The 15461-nt window shown below is 72.0% G+C and carries 15 protein-coding genes; 9 read left to right on the forward strand and 6 right to left on the reverse strand.

Annotated elements, in window-relative coordinates:
• Positions 1-7: 7 nt before the first annotated feature.
• The gene (locus tag BX286_RS29145; protein ID WP_079430504.1) at positions 8-460 is read right to left on the reverse strand and encodes a YbhB/YbcL family Raf kinase inhibitor-like protein; all 453 of its coding nucleotides are present in this window, start codon (positions 458-460) and stop codon (positions 8-10) included.
• Between the two features lie 190 nt (positions 461-650).
• Positions 651-968: a hypothetical protein gene (locus BX286_RS29150; protein WP_079430506.1), complete on the reverse strand. Its 318-nt coding sequence runs from the start codon at positions 966-968 to the stop codon at positions 651-653.
• A 128-nt stretch (positions 969-1096) separates the two neighbouring features.
• On the opposite strand from BX286_RS29150, the gene BX286_RS29155 reads away from it, so the two are divergent.
• Positions 1097-2098, forward strand: a complete 1002-nt coding sequence (locus BX286_RS29155) for a zinc-dependent alcohol dehydrogenase family protein (protein ID WP_187344306.1) — start codon at positions 1097-1099, stop codon at positions 2096-2098.
• Positions 2099-2135: 37 nt separating this feature from the next.
• On the opposite strand, the gene BX286_RS29160 is transcribed toward BX286_RS29155, so the two are convergent.
• From BX286_RS29160 to BX286_RS29175, 4 genes are all read right to left on the reverse strand, one after another.
• Positions 2136-2528 carry a J domain-containing protein gene (locus BX286_RS29160; RefSeq protein ID WP_100862532.1) on the reverse strand — a complete coding sequence of 131 codons (393 nt, stop codon included), beginning with the start codon at positions 2526-2528 and terminating at the stop codon, positions 2136-2138.
• Between the two features lie 162 nt (positions 2529-2690).
• On the reverse strand, positions 2691-4568 hold the full coding sequence (dnaK, locus tag BX286_RS29165) for a molecular chaperone DnaK (RefSeq protein ID WP_121016759.1): 1878 nt from the start codon (positions 4566-4568) through the stop codon (positions 2691-2693).
• On the reverse strand, positions 4568-4942 hold the full coding sequence (locus BX286_RS38105) for an STAS domain-containing protein (protein WP_121016760.1): 375 nt from the start codon (positions 4940-4942) through the stop codon (positions 4568-4570). Before BX286_RS38105 ends, dnaK begins: the two co-directional genes overlap by 1 nt.
• 110 nt (positions 4943-5052) lie before the next feature.
• Complete coding sequence (locus BX286_RS29175; protein WP_121016762.1) at positions 5053-5481, reverse strand: Hsp20/alpha crystallin family protein; 429 nt, start codon at positions 5479-5481, stop codon at positions 5053-5055.
• Between the two features lie 784 nt (positions 5482-6265).
• On the opposite strand from BX286_RS29175, the gene BX286_RS29180 reads away from it, so the two are divergent.
• The 8 genes from BX286_RS29180 to BX286_RS29215 all read left to right on the forward strand — a co-directional run bounded on the left by BX286_RS29180 (position 6266) and on the right by BX286_RS29215 (position 15454).
• Positions 6266-7144, forward strand: coding sequence for a LuxR C-terminal-related transcriptional regulator (locus tag BX286_RS29180; RefSeq protein ID WP_237293151.1), 879 nt, complete (start codon positions 6266-6268; stop codon positions 7142-7144).
• A gap of 108 nt (positions 7145-7252) precedes the next feature.
• Positions 7253-7585 carry a hypothetical protein gene (locus BX286_RS29185; protein ID WP_123995247.1) on the forward strand — a complete coding sequence of 111 codons (333 nt, stop codon included), beginning with the start codon at positions 7253-7255 and terminating at the stop codon, positions 7583-7585.
• Positions 7586-7782: 197 nt separating this feature from the next.
• The gene (locus BX286_RS36770) at positions 7783-7950 is read left to right on the forward strand and encodes a hypothetical protein (protein WP_159036704.1); all 168 of its coding nucleotides are present in this window, start codon (positions 7783-7785) and stop codon (positions 7948-7950) included.
• 90 nt (positions 7951-8040) lie between these two features.
• A complete protein-coding gene (locus BX286_RS29195) occupies positions 8041-8331 on the forward strand; it encodes a phosphopantetheine-binding protein (RefSeq protein WP_079430516.1) in 291 nt (96 codons plus the stop codon).
• A gap of 46 nt (positions 8332-8377) precedes the next feature.
• Entirely contained in the window at positions 8378-9052 is a 675-nt protein-coding gene (locus tag BX286_RS29200) for a GNAT family N-acetyltransferase (protein WP_079430517.1), read from the forward strand.
• Positions 9049-12318 (forward strand): AMP-binding protein, encoded by a 3270-nt coding sequence (locus tag BX286_RS29205; protein ID WP_121016763.1) that lies wholly within the window; start codon positions 9049-9051, stop codon positions 12316-12318. Before BX286_RS29200 ends, BX286_RS29205 begins: the two co-directional genes overlap by 4 nt.
• Positions 12315-14732: an amino acid adenylation domain-containing protein gene (locus BX286_RS29210; RefSeq protein ID WP_121016765.1), complete on the forward strand. Its 2418-nt coding sequence runs from the start codon at positions 12315-12317 to the stop codon at positions 14730-14732. The genes BX286_RS29205 and BX286_RS29210 overlap by 4 nt, the downstream gene beginning before the upstream one ends.
• Positions 14729-15454 (forward strand): 4'-phosphopantetheinyl transferase superfamily protein, encoded by a 726-nt coding sequence (locus tag BX286_RS29215; RefSeq protein ID WP_079430520.1) that lies wholly within the window; start codon positions 14729-14731, stop codon positions 15452-15454. Before BX286_RS29210 ends, BX286_RS29215 begins: the two co-directional genes overlap by 4 nt.
• Positions 15455-15461: the final 7 nt, after the last annotated feature.

Below are 15461 nucleotides of genomic sequence, written 5' to 3' on the forward strand. Positions count from 1 at the left end.
GACGCGCTCAGCGTTGATAGGTCCCGACGAGGGTGCCGGAGGCCAGCTCTCTGCCCTTCAGGGCGCGGTGCACGTCCTCCGCATCCGGACGGTCGTGCAGCGACAGTGGCTCGGACAAGGCGTACAGGCGGAAGAAGTAGCGGTGCGGCCCGTGCCCCGGTGGCGGCATCGGCCCGCCCCAGCCCACGCGCCCGAACCCGTTGGGCCACGGCAGGCCGCCCACCGGCTTCTGCCCCTCCACCACCCCGGTGGTCCCCGGATCGATGCCGGTCACCAGCCAGTGCAGGAATGTCCGCCCCGGTGCGTCCGGATCCTCACACAGGAGCACCAGCTCCGTGGCCTCGTGGGGCACCCCCGACCAGGTCAGGGGCGGCGAGATGTTCTCGCCCTCCCCGCTGTACCGACGGGGAATCACCGCATTGTGGTCGAACGCGGTACTGCTGAGTTCAATTCCGCTCACACGCGCCGCCTTACCCGCAACTGCGGCACCGCCACCGGTCCGCACCACAAACACCCCGCTCGGCGGATACCCGAACGGCCTCCGCCGGTGCGAGGGCGAGGCGGTGGCGCGCCTGAACAGTGGACCCGCCGAGGAAGCCGCCCCGACACCGCAGCTGCGGCCAGCAGCGCCCAGGAGCTGCGCCGGCGCCTCATTCCAGATCGTTGCCGGCCAGCCGGAGTGCCACTTCCTGGAGGATGCCTTCGGTGTGCGGCTCGGCGCCCGTCTCCTCGTAGGCGTCCGCGACCGCGTCGAAGGCGGTGATGAAGCCGCTGACCAGGGCGCTCAGCGGTTCGGACAGCTGGCTCAGCATCGCCTGGCCGATCTCTTCGGTGGTCGCGTCGGCGGGAACCGTGAACTGGTCGGGAATGACCTCGCCCAGCAGATCCGAGACCAGGCTCTCGTCGACGCCGGCACGCAGACCCGTCAGGGCGGCGATGGCCTTGAGCTTGATCTCGTTCGCGGTCATGTTCCGAGGATGCCCCGGCAATGGCCGCGTCGGCATGCGCGCGGCGCGCTCGGCTTCAAGGATGGGAGCATCCGAAGCCGACGGCGGAGCGGAGGAGGGCCGAAGTGGATGCCCGAATTCCGACGACGATGCGGGCCTGGGTGGCACCCGCCGCCCGCCCGGGGACGGTCGAGTGCGCCGAGCTTCCCGTACCCGCTCCGGCGCCCGGGGAACTGCTGGTCCGGGTGCACGCGTGCGGTGTGTGCCGGACCGATCTGCACGTCCGCGACGGCGACCTGCCGCCCCACCGGGATCGGGTCGTACCCGGCCACGAGGCCGTCGGCGAGGTCGTCGCGACCGGCAGCGGGGTCACCGGACCACAGCTCGGCACCCGGGTCGGCATCCCGTGGCTGCGCAGCACGTGCGGTGCGTGCCGGTTCTGCACGCGGGGCCGGGAGAACCTGTGCCCTGCGTCCCGCTACACCGGCTGGGACGCGCACGGCGGCTACGCCGAGTACGCCACCGTGCCCGCGCGCTACGCGTACGAGCTGCCGGCCGGCTACCGCGCCGAGGAGCTGGCCCCGCTGCTGTGCGCGGGGATCATCGGCTACCGGGCCCTGCGCCTGGCTGACCTGCCCGAACGCGGCCGCCTCGGCATCTACGGGTTCGGCGCCTCCGCCCACCTCACGGCGCAGCTCGCCGTCGCGCAGGGCGCCGTCGTCCACGTACTCACCCGCTCCCCCGTCGCCCAGGCCCTCGCCCGGGAGCTCGGCGCCGCCTCGGCAGGCGACGCCGGCACGGGCCCGCCGGAGCCGCTGGACGCCGCGATCCTCTTCGCCCCCGACGGCGCCCTCGTCCCCGTGGCCCTGGAGGCCCTGGACAGCGGCGGAACGCTGAGCATCGCGGGGATCCACCTCTCCGACATCCCCCCGCTGGACTACCAGCGCCACCTCTTCCGCGAGCGCACCGTCCGCAGCGTCACGGCCAACACCCGCGAGGACGGGCGCGCCTTCCTCGTGGCGGCCGCCGAACACCGCCTCGGCGCCACGGTCACCGCGTACGACTTCGCCCAGGCCGACACAGCCCTGGACGACCTCGCAGCCGGCAGGGTCCGAGGGGCGGCAGTGCTGCGGATGCCCGTGGGGACGTGAACGGGGAGTCCACCGGGCTGCTGTGCTGTTGCGGTGGCTATATGCCGTAAAACAGCCAGGCCATGATCCGGTCGAGTGGGTCTTCGTACGGCTGGGAGGCAGCCCGGTATACAACCCAATGAGGGGCCGGCTGCTCCGCAGTGTCTGCCGTGTACCTCACCCGCACCGGTATGCGTACCGGATGACTGGCGGCCTGCGGCTCTTGGCGGAGTTCGGCGTCGTAGGCGGACCGTCGCAGTGGATCGTGCAGGGTTTGGTAGGCGTCGATGACCTCGGCCAGTTGCGCAGCAGCCGTCGGCCCGCTCGGACGGGCGTCCGGGTGCAGGGCGCGGATCAGTGCGCGGTAGGCGCTTGTGATCTGCTCCGGGGACGCCTCCGCGTGGAGTCCGAGGACGGTGTAATGGTCGCGCGGCGGGCGCGAGGCGCCCATCTTCCTCACCTCCGGAATGACCGGCCTCTCCCATCCGTGATAAGGCGCGTCGGAAATGTTGTCAACGCAACCCTGGCGGGCTCTTCGACTGGCCGAGAAGGCCCGCTGTCCGACGCGGTAGCCGGGTCGTTGGCGACCGCGGTTTCCCGTATCGCGAGACGGTCACGCTGCACCCGCTCCTCGCGCGTCTCCCTTCGGGCTCTCGTCGTCGACGATCTCCGCGTCGACGACTTCTTCCTCCGTGCCGGACGACCCGGTGTCGGATGTCGGCCCGTCACCGCCTGCGGCGGCTCGTTGCGTGTCGTAGAGGGCGGTGCCGATCTTCTGGGCGACGGCGCCGGCGTGCTCTGTCGCCGTGCGGATGGCTGTCGTGTCCTGGCCCTTGAGCTTCTCCTTGAGGTCCGCGATGGCGGTTTCGGTCTCGGTCTTGAGGTCGGCCGGGATCTTGGACTCGTTGTCACGCAGCAGCCTCTCGGTCTGGTAGACGAGCTGTTCGGCGCTGTTGCGGGTCTCGGCCTCCTCCTTGCGGCGGCGGTCTTCCTCGGCGTGCTGCTCGGCCTCGCGGATCATGCGGTCGATGTCCTGGCGGGGCAGCGAGGAGCCGCCGGTGACGGTCATCTTCTGCTCCTTGCCCGTACCGAGGTCCTTGGCCGTGACGTGCATGATGCCGTTCGCGTCGATGTCGAAGGAGACCTCGATCTGCGGGACGCCGCGCGGGGCCGGCGGCAGGCCCGTCAGCTCGAACATGCCGAGCTTCTTGTTGTACGCCGCGATCTCGCGCTCGCCCTGGTAGACCTGGATCTGCACGGACGGCTGGTTGTCCTCGGCCGTCGTGAAGATCTCCGACCGCTTGGTCGGGATGGTCGTGTTGCGCTCGATGAGCTTGGTCATGATGCCGCCCTTGGTCTCGATGCCGAGGGACAGCGGGGTCACGTCGAGGAGCAGGACGTCCTTGACCTCACCCTTGAGCACACCGGCCTGGAGGGTGGCGCCGATGGCGACGACCTCGTCCGGGTTGACGCCCTTGTGCGGATCCTTCCCGGTCAGCTCCTTGACCAGCTCCGTCACGGCCGGCATGCGGGTGGAGCCGCCGACCAGGATGACGTGGTCGATGTCCGAGACCTTGATCTTCGCGTCCTTGACCGCGTTGTGGAAGGGCGCCTTGCAGCGTTCCAGGAGGTCTGTGGTCAGCTGCTCGAACTGCGAGCGGGTGAGCTTCTCGTCCAGGTGCAGCGGGCCCTGGGCGGACGCGGAGATGTAGGGCAGGTTGATCGTCGTCTCCGTCGCGGCGGAAAGTTCGATCTTCGCCTTCTCGGCGGCCTCGCGCAGACGCTGGAGCGCCATCTTGTCCTGGGACAGGTCGATGCCGTAGCCGTTCTGGAACTGCTTCACCAGATGGTCGACGATCTTCTGGTCCCAGTCGTCTCCGCCGAGGTGCGTGTCACCGTTGGTGGACTTGACCTCCACCAGCCCCTCTCCGATCTCCAGCAGCGACACGTCGAAGGTGCCGCCGCCCAGGTCGAAGACGAGGATCGTCTGGTCGTTCTCCTTGTCCAGACCGTAAGCGAGAGCGGCGGACGTCGGCTCGTTGATGATCCTCAGCACCTTCAGCCCCGCGATCTCACCGGCCTCCTTCGTCGCGGTGCGCTGCGAGTCGTTGAAGTACGCCGGAACGGTGATCACGGCGTCCGTGACCTCCTCGCCGAGATAGGCCTCCGCGTCCCGCTTCAGCTTCTGCAGGACGCGTGCCGAGATCTCCTGTGCGGTGTACCGCTTGCCCTCGACGTCACCGGATTCGGGAAAACGCCAGCCCGCCTCGCCGATGTGGCGCTTCACGGACCGCGCGGTGCGGTCGACGTTCGTCACTGCCTGCCGCTTGGCGATTTCTCCGACCAGGACCTCTCCCCCCTTGCCGAAGGCCACCACGGAGGGGGTGGTCCTGTTTCCTTCGGTGTTGGTGATGACCGTGGGCTCGCCGCCCTCCAGGACCGCAACGACGGAGTTGGTCGTGCCCAGGTCGATCCCGACTGCGCGTGCCATCATCGGCTCCTCTCGGATCTGTGAACCTTTCGGCTTGTCAATGCGCCGACGTCCCCAGCAGGGCCGCGGCTGTACCGGTCTGGTGCAGGAGACGCCGCACCAGGGGTGAGGTGACGCCCGCCAAGCGCAGAACGGTGGCCCCTCTCAGAGGCCCGGCGCCGGGCTTCCAGCAGGACCCCGAGTCCGTAGCAGTCGCAGAACTCGACTCCGCTAAGGTCGACCTCCACCGTCCGCACGCCATCGGACAATGCCTCATCCAGGGTCACCCGGAGCTGCGGCGCGCTCAGGATGTCGATCTCTCCCGACACGGCGACCTTGAGGTGCCCGTCGGCGCGCTGCCTGACCGTGGCCGCGAGAGGTGGTGTTTCGGACATGACGCGTACCTCTCTTCCTCCACCGGCTGACGTGGCAGCCGCGGGACCGAGGAGGGAGGGCAGCCCGGGGGGAAGGCCGGGCCGCCCTCCGCATTCCTGCCGCGCGTCCGTCAGGCGTTGATCTCCCCGCGTGAGCCGTCTGCGGCCCGGATCTCGATCTTCCGGGGCTTCGCCTTCTCCGCGACCGGAATGCACAGCCGCAGGACGCCGCCCTCGTAGGAGGCCTCGATCCGTTCGGTGTCCAGCGTCTCACCGAGGAACAGCCGGCGGCTGAAGGTGCCGGAAGGGCGCTCCGTGATCAGCACGTCGCTGCCGTCTCCGGAGGCGGTGGTCCGCCGCTCAGCCCTGATGGTGAGCACGTCCTGGTCGACAGCCAGATCGATGGACCCGGGGTCCATGCCGGGCAGGTCCAGTTCGACGACGAAGGCGTCACCCTCGCGGAAGGCATCCATGGGCATGGCCGCCGGCCGGGCCCCGGTTCCCAGGACCTGCTGGGTGAGCCGGTCCAGTTCAAGGAAAGGATCAGTCCGCATGAGCATCGTCGTTCACTCCTCTCCCGACTCGTCACAGATGCGCATGGCGACACCATCTATATAGCGCGCTGCAATAAACTTGACAAGAGTCGACTCAAGGAGGCCGGCCCGGGCCGAGCGATCACGATGTCGGCAGCTCGTATACGGAGACGTGGTAGCTGCTGGAGTCTTTGAAGGGCACGCCAGACCATCCTCCGGTGCGGTGCCGCAGGCGTAGTCCGGCAGCCGCGGCCATCGGGCGGCGGGTCCTGGGGGCGCGCGGGGGGCATCGTGGCCTCCGGTGTGGGGCGAGGTCCGGATGCGGGCGGGCTGCCCGGGCGCGGTAGGCGCGGCGTGCGGCGGCGGTTCCCATGCTCCAGCGGACCATCAGCGCTCGAACGCCGCTTTGGCCAACGCCGTTGCGCTTCCACCCGGCGGGCCGCAGCTCGCGCCGAAGCTCTGCAGGCGGGGCGTACCAGGTGTTCGCCGAGGTGGTCGGTACTTCTTGACAAGGGGTGAATTCCCCCGACCGGAATGAATAGCCGTGAATGGCCGGAGGGCGGACGAAATGAATCCATCGCGGCGGCTGAGGTGAACTCCCGGCGCCCCTCTACCCGTGTTGACCTGCACATACGGGCGGGTATGCTGTGGTCGCGCTTCGGGGAGGACGTGCGCTCCCGCTGCGGAACGACCACAGGGGGAGAGGTAAGTGCTGGAGAGCATCGGCCTTGAGAATCGTGACCGTGACGTTTATCGGGCGCTTCTCGTCCACCCCGACTGGGATATGCGGGACATTGCACAGAATTTGGGCATGGGGGAAGCAGAGGTCCGGGAGACGCTGGACCGTCTGACCGAGTTCTCGCTGCTGCGCTCCGCCTCCGGAACCGAACCGCTCGTCCCGGCCAGCCCCGAGCTCGGGCTCCTTCCCCTGCTCCAGGTCATGGAAGCCGAACTGGACGAACACCGGGCCAGGCTCTCCCGGGACCGGGCGATGCTGGCGGCCCTGACGTCGGAGTACACCGCGCGGCGGGTGCAGAACGACGTGGCGGGCGTCGAGCGTCTCGTGGGCGTGGAGGCGGTGCGCTCCCGTCTCACGCAGCTGGCCCAGGGTGCCGTCTCCGAGGTGCGGGCGTTCATGCCGGGCCCGGCGCTCAGCCAGGCGGCGCTGGACGCGTCGCGCCCCCTCGACGTGCAGAACCTGACGCGGGGCGTGCGGATGCAGACCGTCTACCTGGAGACGGTGCGCAAGGACCCTGCGACGGTCGAGTACGCCACCTGGTTCGCCCAGCAGGGGGGCCAGACGCGGACCATGCCCTCGCTGCCCATGCGCCTCATCATCTGCGACCGTTCCGTGGCCGTACTGCCGGTGAAGCCCGACGCGAGCGAGCAGGGGGCGTTCGTCATCCGGCTCACCAGCATCGTCACCGCGCTCAACCAGCTCTTCGACCTGACGTGGGAGCGTGCCACCCCGCTGGGCGAGCCCTCCTCCCTCCCCTGTGACGGGCCCAGCGAGCGCGAACTGGCGCTGCTCAGGATGCTCGAGGACGGCCACACCGACGAAGTGATCGCGCGCAAGCTCGGGGTGTCGATCCGTACGGTCCGCCGTCTGATGGCCGACCTGCTCAAGACGCTGAACGCCGAAAGCCGATTCCAGGCCGGCGTACAGGCCACGCGGCGCGGGTGGATCTGACCCGGCCGTCCCTTTCGATTTCGCCGGCCGTGGCCTCCTTATGCCATGGCACGAGGTGGCCGGATCAGTTCTCCTTTGATGTGCTCAAAGGATGACTATGGTGTGCCCGTGTATGCGATCAAGGTATTACTGCAATCGCCGTACGGAGCCCGGACCACCGGCGCGCGCGGCAGCGCCGACATCGGGGAGCGGATCCTCGTCGACCCCCAGCCGGGTATCGCCCATGTGAGCCTGGTCCCGCTGTCCTCGCAGGTCGTGGCCATGACCTTCGTGGTCGCCGCCGATCTCCGAGCCGCCGAACGGCTGGCCGCCGCGGCTTGGGACACCTGGCTCGGCCGTGAATGGTCCGCTGACTGGAAGATGTCGTCGTGCGGGGCCGATCTGCTGTTGGGCGTCTGGGCGGCCGCGGAATCCTTCGTCCATGGAACTGGCTTGAATTGACCTGTTGATGCCATGACCTACATGGGCCATGCGGAACCGTCGACACCGGCTAGAGGCTGCGGCCAGTATCAATCGAGACGGGGTACCGCCCCGCGGCAGACCCTTACACAGCTCATCGCCTTTCTCTCGTGCCTTCCCCACCCACCCGTGTGGTTCCGGCATGCCATTTTCCTTGAGGGGTAACCGTGCACAACCGCATGAACCGACTGTTCCGGATGGCCGTTCTCTCCCTTCTCGTCGCCCTTCCTGTCCTTTTCGCCGGCGGCGTGGTTCCCGGCCCGGCCACGGCGTCCGCACCGGCGTCCGCACCGGCGGCGGACGAGCACGTGGACCTGGCGGCGCCCGGCAACTGGGCCTGGGACTAGGCGACCCCTCCCCGTCCCGCTCCGGACGGGCGCGGGCGGTACCCCCTGACTGACGACTCCCCGGCACGAGCCGAGAAAGAAGCGCCACTGATGCAGACCGACATGACGCCGGGCGAACTCACCGACCGCGTGCGGGCCATCTGGGCCGAGGTCCTCGGCCGCTCCGACTTCAGCGACAGCGAGAGCTTCTTCGAGACGGGCGGGCACTCCCTGCTGGCGTCCAAGGTCATGGCACGGCTCGGCCGTGCGGTCGGCACGCGGCTCTCCATGCAGCTGATCTTCGACCACCGCACGGTGGAGCAGCTGGCGGCCGCCGTGCACGCCCAGCTGGCCGCCGGGAACCCCGCGACCGCGGCCGCTGCGGAGACGACGACGGCATGACCCCCGCGTAACAGCGAACCACCCCCCTCTTTCCTGGAGCCACCCCATGTCTCATCACGTCGTCGCCAACGGCGAAGGCCAGCACTCGCTCTGGCCGAACGCCCTGGACGTGCCCTCCGGCTGGCGGGCCACCGGGTTCTCCGGGACCGAGGAGGACTGCCTCGGGCACATCGCGGAGGTCTGGACCGACATGCGCCCCCGCTCCCTGCGCGAGCTGTCCGCGGCCGGCCCCCACGTCCTGGCGACCGAGCGGTTCGTCCTGCGGGAGCTGACCGCCGGCCAGGTCGCCGCGCTGCTCCGCGACGACGCGCCGGGCGACGATCAGGCCCCGGGCTACCCCACCGCGGGGACGCGCGCCGCGGCCACGGCGTTCGGGAGGCGGACCGCGGACCAGCACCTGCGGGGCTTCGGCATGTACCAGGTCGTACGCTGCGCCGACGGCCGGGTGATCGGCGACATCGGCTTCCACGCCCCGCCGCACGAGGGCTGCGTCGAGGTGGGCTTCGGCCTCGTGGAATCCGGCCGTGGCGCCGGGTACGCGAGCGGCGCGCTGCTCGAACTGACCCGCTGGGCGCTGGACCAGCCCGGCGTCACCACCGTCGTCGCGCGCACCGCGAAGGACAACCTCGCGTCGCAGGCCGTACTGGAGCGGGCCGGCTTCCACCGCGGCGCCGAAGAGGCGGAGCTGTTCCACTACACCCGCGTACGGGGTGCCGCATGACGCCGGCCACCCGGCCGGGCGCCGTGCTCTGGCACCCCAAGGACATCCCGGCCTCCGCGACGATCCACGGCGCTGTCGCCGCCGCGGCGGCGCTGCGCCCCGACGCGGTCGCCCTGCGGTACGGGGACGGCCTGACGGTCGGCTACGCGGAACTGGACGCGGCGGCGAACCGGCTCGCCGCCGAGCTGCTGGAACGGGGCGTCGGCGAGGGCGACTTCGTACCCGTCCTGGTTCCGGACGGGCCCGTACTGCCCGCCGTGCTCCTGGCGGTGCTCAAGACCGGTGCGGCCTATGTGGCGCTGCCGGTCGACTGGCCGGCCGGGCGGCTCCAGCAGATCGCCGACCGGTGTGACGCCCGTGTCCAGCTCGTCGGGGACACCGTGGCGGTCGCGCCGGCAGGACCGCAGAGCGTGCGCGTCCCGGCCGAGGTCGTGGCCCTCGCGCCGGAGCGGACCGGGGAACCGGTCCCCGCCGCCGGCTCGGCGGACTCGCCGGCCTGCGTCTTCTTCACCTCCGGCTCCACCGGCGAGCCCAAGGGGGCCGTGTCACCGCACGCGGCGACCCTGCGCCTGTTCACGCCCGCCCCCTACTCCTGCGAGCCGGTCGCGCCGTTCGGCGACTGCCCGGACCTGTTCCCCGGGCGGGGCCCCCTCGCGCACTTCGGTCCGCGCACCGTCGCGCTGCGCACGTCCTCGGTCGCCTGGGACCTGGCCTCCATGGAGACCTGGGGGCCGCTGCTGAACGGCGGCTCGGTGGTCTACGGTCCGCCCGGTCCGCTCACCCCGGCCGCCGTCCGGGAAGCGGTGAAGGCCCACGGCGTCAACACGCTGCTGATGACGGCCTCGCTCTTCAACACCCTCGTGGACGAGGCCCCCGAGTGCTTCGACGGGATCACCCAGACGCTCTCCGGCGGCGAGCGGATGTCGACGGAACACGCGCGACGGCTGCTGACGGCCCACCCGGCGATCCACCTGGTGAACGGATACGGGCCGGTCGAGTGCACCATCCTGGCCACGACGGTCCGCGTCCATGACGCGGCCGCCCTGGAGGGCGTCGTCGACGCGCCCATCGGCACGCCGCTGCCCGGCACCCTCGTGGTCGTGACGCGGGAGGACGGCACCGTCGCCGACCGGGGCGAGACCGGCGAGATCCTGCTGGGCGGCCCGGGACTCGTCAGCGAGTACCTCGCGGACCCCATGCAGACGGCGGAACGTTTCGTCGAGTCGGTGCTCCCGGCCGAGACCACCGGTCTGCAGGACGACACCCGCGTCCGGCTCTACCGGACCGGCGATCTCGGCGTGGTCGACGAGGACGGCGTGCTCTGGTACCGCGGCCGCGTGGACCGCCAGCTCAAGATCCGCGGAGTGCGCGTCGAGCCGGCGGAGACCGAGGCCGCGCTGCGCCGCGAGCCGGGCGTGCACGACGCCGCCGTGGTCCCGCTGCGCGATGTGCAGGACCGGCCCGTCGGGCTGGCCGCCTGGGTCACCGGCGAGCGGGGGCTGGACGTCACGGCGCTGCGGGAGAAGCTGGCCTCGCTGCTGCCCGGCCCCCTGGCGCCGCGGTGGATAGGCCGGCTCGACGCCTACCCGCGGGGCGGCTCGGGCAAGACGGACTACACGGAGCTGGAACGCCTCGCCGCCCGTCAGGTCACCGCGCCGAGCGGCTCCACGCCCGCGCGGGGCCCGGAGGAGGAACTGGTGGCGGCCGTGTTCGCGGCCGTACTGGGCGCCCCGCGGGCCTGGGCGGACACGCACCTGATCCACTCCGGCGGCGATTCCCTGGCCGCCGTCCGGATCGCGCACCGGCTCACGCTCGCCGCCGGCCGCCGGGTCACCGCCGCCGACGTGCTGTCCTCCCCCCGGGTCTTCGAACTCGCGGCGCGCATCCGCGAGCTGCCCCGGACGGCCGCTGCCGCGCCGGGCGCGTACGACGGGAGCGAGACCGCCGAGTGGGAACTGTCCGCGGGACAGATCCGGATCTGGCTCACCGAGCAGCTCGCCCCGGGATGCCCGCAGAACCTGGTCCAGCGCACCACCGAACTCGAAGGACCGCTCGACATCGAGGCGTTGCGCGCCGCCCTGGGCGATGTGATCGACTGCCATCCGGTCCTGCGGACGGTCTACCTCGAGGACGAGGACGGCGTGCCGTTCCAGCGGATCCTGCCGCCCGGCGGCCCCGCGCCCCTGGAGGAGATCCGCGTCCCGGCGGCCGAGCTGCCGGCGCGTGCCCGGGCCTTCGCCGCCGCCCCGGTGGACCTCACCACGGGCCCCGTGCTGCGGCTCGGCGTGCTGCACGACCCGGACGCGGCGGGGCGCGCCACCGCGGTACTGGCCGTGCACCACATCGCGGTGGACGGCTGGTCCCTCCCCGTCATCGTCGAAGACCTGCGCTGCGCCTACGAGGCGCGCTCGCGCGGGCAAGCCCCCGTCCTGCCCGCGGAGGCCGTGGGATATGCGGCCTGGCACGGCGCGGAGGCGGCCACGGCCGATCCCGCCGAACGGGAGCGGCGGGTCGGGGCGTGGCGTGCGGAGCTCGCGGGAGTCCAGGACGTACCGATCACCGCGCCGCCCGCCACGGCCGCGCCCGCCCCCGGCGGGGAGGTCCGCCTCATCGCGGCGCCCGTCGCGCCCGGAGCCGGTGCCGCGGTGCGTGACCTCGCCCGTTCGACGGCGGCCACCCCGGCCGTCGTGCTGCTGGCGGTGTTCGCGCAGGCGGTCTCCGACATCACCGGCGCGCGCCGGTTCTGCGTGGCCGTCCCGGTGGCGGGCCGGTCGGACCCCGGGCTCGCCCGCACGGTGGGCTTCTGCGTGAACACCGTCCCCGTGCGCGTCGACACCGAGCCGGGTACGGACCCGCTCTCGCTCGTGCCGGCGCTGCGGCGGCGCTTCCTGCGGGCGCTGCGCGACGAACTCCCGTTCAACGACGTCGTGGCGGCGGCCGGCGGGGACCGAGGCCACCGGATGCCGCTCGTACAGGTCTGCATGGCCTACCAGACGGATGCCGACGCCCCCCTGACCCTGCCGCCCGCCCTCTCGCGCCCCGCCCCGACCCCGGCCGGCGACGGTGGCTTCGAGCTCACCTGGGAACTCTGGCCGAACCATGCCGCAGCCGCGGACGGCGGGATCGCGGGCACCGTGCAGTTCCGCACCGGGGCCTTCCCCGCCGGCGCGGCCCGTTCGCTGCGGGAGCGGCTCGACGCCCTGCTCAGCGCGCTGGCCGTCCCCCCGCAGCCTTCCAGCCCCACAGAAAGTGACACCACCGGATGACCCCCCCGAGTGAAGCCGTACCGAGCCCCGTGGGGCCGGGGGACCTCCCCCCGGATGCCTGGAACGACACCGTCCGCCCCTTCGGCCGGGAGACCACCCTCCCCGCCCTGCTCGCCGGGACCGCGCGCCGGGTGCCCGGCCGGCCGGCGCTCCTCGACGGCACGCGGACGCTGACCCACGCCGAACTCGACGAGCGGGCGGAGCGGTTGGCCAACCACCTGCGCACGCTGGGCATCGGCAGGGGCTCCCACGTGGGCCTGCTGTCCACCCGGTCGGCGGAGGCCGTGGTCAGCCTCCTCGCCGTGCTCAAGGCGGGCGCCACCTATGTGCCGCTCGACATCCGCTGGCCGGCGTCCCGGATCCGGTCGCTCCTCGCCGGACTGGGCGTCAGCGCCCTGCTCGCCTCCCGGGACCAGCTCCCCACCGTCGGAGCGGTCCGCTGGGACGTCCCCAGCCTGCGGCACGTCGTCGTGCACGACCTGACGACCGAGGACACCTGGCCGGACTCGTTCGACGAGGAAGCCGTCGGCGACCTGTGGAACTACGTGGCGGAGCTGCCGGACCCCCTGCAGGCCGCGGGCTTCAACCTCGCCACCTCCTCCGGACACCTCTACACCGAGGACGAGGTGACGGCCTACCGCGACCACGTCGTACGACTGGCGCGCGAGGCGCTGCCCTCCGAGGGGGGCGCGGTACTGGAGATCGGCTGCGGTTCGGGTCTGATCACGCAGGCCCTCGCGCCGCACGCCGCGCGGTACACCGCCGTCGACCCCGCCGCCTCCGCGGTGGCGGCCGCGGCGGACCGGGCCGCCCGGGCGGGAGCCGCGCTCACCGGCGCCACCGCGTTCGCCCACGAGGCCACGAGCGCCCTCGACCACCCGGTGGACCTCGTGCTGCTCGCCAGCACCGTCCAGTTCTTCCCCGACATGGACTACCTCGTACGCGTCCTGGCGGACGTGCTGGCGAAACTGGCACCCGGCGGATCCGTCGTGCTCGCCGATCTCGTCGATCCGGAGCTCGGGCGGCACACCGGTCTCAGTGTTCCGCGGTCGTTCTTCGCGGCGCTGGAAAGGGCCGTCCCCGCAGCCGCGGTCAGGGTGCTCGGCCGCGACGGCGGGCAGTGGCCCGCCGAACTGGCCGCGCGCTACGACGTGGTGATCACGGTCTCGGCGCGGATCCCCGAGGACAACGGGCTGCGCGCGCTGCGCTCCTGGACCGGCTGGCACGTCGACCGGCGCCCGGCCGCACCGGTGGCCGGCGAGCCCGCTCCGCAGGACGTCGCCTACGTCATCTTCACCTCCGGGTCCACGGGGGAGCCCAAGGGCGTCATGGTCGACCACCGGGCCGTGGTCAACCTCGTCGACTGGATCAACCGGGTCCACGAGGTGGGAGAAGACGACCGGCTGCTGTTCGTCACCTCCTTCTGCTTCGACCTGTCGGTGTACGACATGTTCGGCGTGCTCGCCGCGGGCGGCTCCGTCCGGGTGGTGCCGGACGCGGCGCTGACCGAGCCCGACCTGCTGGTGGACCTGCTCGAACAGGAGCGGATCACCATCTGGGACTCCGCCCCCGCGGCGATGGCCCACGTCATGCCGTTCCTGGAATGCCGTGACCCGCAGGGGCGCGAGGACCTGCGGCTCGTCATGCTCAGCGGTGACTGGATCCCGGTGACCCTGCCGGACGAGATCCGCGGCGAGTTCCCCGGAGCGCACGTGCTCGCGCTCGGCGGCGCGACCGAGTGCACCGTCTGGTCGAACAGCTTCCCGGTCGGGGACGTGGATCCCTCCTGGCCGAGCGTCCCGTACGGGCGTCCGATGCAGAACGCCCGGTACTACGTGCTCGACGCCGGGATGCGGCCCTGCCCGGTCGGCGTCCCCGGCGACCTCTACATCGCCGGCACCTGCGTGGCCCTGGGCTACGCGGGGGCTCCCCGGCTCACGGCCGGACGGTTCCTGCCGGACCCGTTCGTCCCCCCGGGAGCACCGCGGGGATCGGAGGCCAGGATGTACCGCACCGGCGACCGGGCCCGCTGGCTGCCGGACGGGAACCTCGAATTCCTCGGCCGTCTCGACGACCAGGTCAAGATCCGCGGGTACCGCGTCGAACTGGGCGAGGTGCAGGCGGCGTTGACCCGGTGTCCCGGCGTCAAGTCCGCCGTCGTCCTCGCCCCGGAGACCGGGCACGGGCGGGAGCTGGCGGCCTTCTACGTCCCCGAGGCGGCTGCGGCCGGCGGCGGCGCCGGGGCGGCGCCGGACGAGGTCCTGGCGGCCCTGGGGGGCCTGCTTCCCGCATACATGATCCCCAGCCGTCTCAAGGCGGTCGCCTCCTTCCCGGTCGGCCCCACCGGCAAGATCGCCCGGGACCGGCTTCTCGCGGACACCGCGGCGGGGAACGCGCACCCGGGCGTCCGGTGACCCCGGCCGCGACCCCGGCGGCGGCGGAAGCGAGGACCACGGCGGGCTTCGCCGGCGGCCTCGCCCCACGGGTGTCCGTGTGGTCGATGCGCGTGCCGCCGGCCCACGAGCTCGACGCCCTCGACCTGTCCGTGCTCGACGCGGAGGAACGCCGGCGCATGACGACGTTCCGGCACGAGGCCGACCGGGTCCGCTACGGCTTCGCACACGTCGCCCTGCGCCGCGTCCTGGCCGCCCGGCTGGACGTCGATCCGTACGCGGTGCGGTTCGGCCGCGACCCCTGCCCGCTGTGCTCGGGGCCGCACGGGCGGCCCGTACTGGACGAACCCGCCGTACGGACACGGTTCTCCCTGTCCCACAGCGGCCGGCGCGTGCTGATCGCCGTCGCCGAGCCGACGGTGGGCGTCGACGTGGAAGGCATCCCGAGCGGAACGACCGTCACGGACGTGGGACGCGCCCTGCACCCGGCGGAGCGCGCCGCGATCGCATCGGTGCCGCTCGCCGGGCGGGCAGCCGCCTTCGCCCGGGTGTGGGCGCGCAAGGAGGCGTACCTCAAGGGCATCGGCACCGGCCTGGGGCGGGACCTCGGCAAGGACGACACCGGGTCCCCCATCGCGGGCTGGCGGCTCGTCGACCTGCCCGTGGACGACGCGCACGCGGCGGCCCTCGCGGTGCACTCGCCGCTGGCGCCGGCCGTCGACATACGCGATTCGCTGCCTTAGGGCAATT

It is taken from the genome of Streptomyces sp. 3211.6 (assembly GCF_003634815.1).
Classification (GTDB): Bacteria; Actinomycetota; Actinomycetes; order Streptomycetales; family Streptomycetaceae; genus Streptomyces; species Streptomyces katrae_A.

What these genes read in the sequence shown, in the direction of transcription:
- BX286_RS29210 (WP_121016765.1), top strand. Translation starts at nt 12,315, where the DNA reads ATGACCCCCCCGAGTGAAGCCGTACCGAGCCCCGTGGGGCCGGGGGAC.
- BX286_RS29155 (WP_187344306.1), top strand. Translation starts at nt 1,097, where the DNA reads ATGCGGGCCTGGGTGGCACCCGCCGCCCGCCCGGGGACGGTCGAGTGC.
- BX286_RS29200 (WP_079430517.1), top strand. Translation starts at nt 8,378, where the DNA reads ATGTCTCATCACGTCGTCGCCAACGGCGAAGGCCAGCACTCGCTCTGG.
- BX286_RS29160 (WP_100862532.1), bottom strand. Translation starts at nt 2,528, where the DNA reads ATGGGCGCCTCGCGCCCGCCGCGCGACCATTACACCGTCCTCGGACTC.
- dnaK (WP_121016759.1), bottom strand. Translation starts at nt 4,568, where the DNA reads ATGGCACGCGCAGTCGGGATCGACCTGGGCACGACCAACTCCGTCGTT.
- BX286_RS29175 (WP_121016762.1), bottom strand. Translation starts at nt 5,481, where the DNA reads ATGCTCATGCGGACTGATCCTTTCCTTGAACTGGACCGGCTCACCCAG.
- BX286_RS29195 (WP_079430516.1), top strand. Translation starts at nt 8,041, where the DNA reads ATGCAGACCGACATGACGCCGGGCGAACTCACCGACCGCGTGCGGGCC.
- BX286_RS29205 (WP_121016763.1), top strand. Translation starts at nt 9,049, where the DNA reads ATGACGCCGGCCACCCGGCCGGGCGCCGTGCTCTGGCACCCCAAGGAC.
- BX286_RS29150 (WP_079430506.1), bottom strand. Translation starts at nt 968, where the DNA reads ATGACCGCGAACGAGATCAAGCTCAAGGCCATCGCCGCCCTGACGGGT.
- BX286_RS36770 (WP_159036704.1), top strand. Translation starts at nt 7,783, where the DNA reads ATGAACCGACTGTTCCGGATGGCCGTTCTCTCCCTTCTCGTCGCCCTT.
- BX286_RS29180 (WP_237293151.1), top strand. Translation starts at nt 6,266, where the DNA reads ATGGGGGAAGCAGAGGTCCGGGAGACGCTGGACCGTCTGACCGAGTTC.
- BX286_RS38105 (WP_121016760.1), bottom strand. Translation starts at nt 4,942, where the DNA reads ATGTCCGAAACACCACCTCTCGCGGCCACGGTCAGGCAGCGCGCCGAC.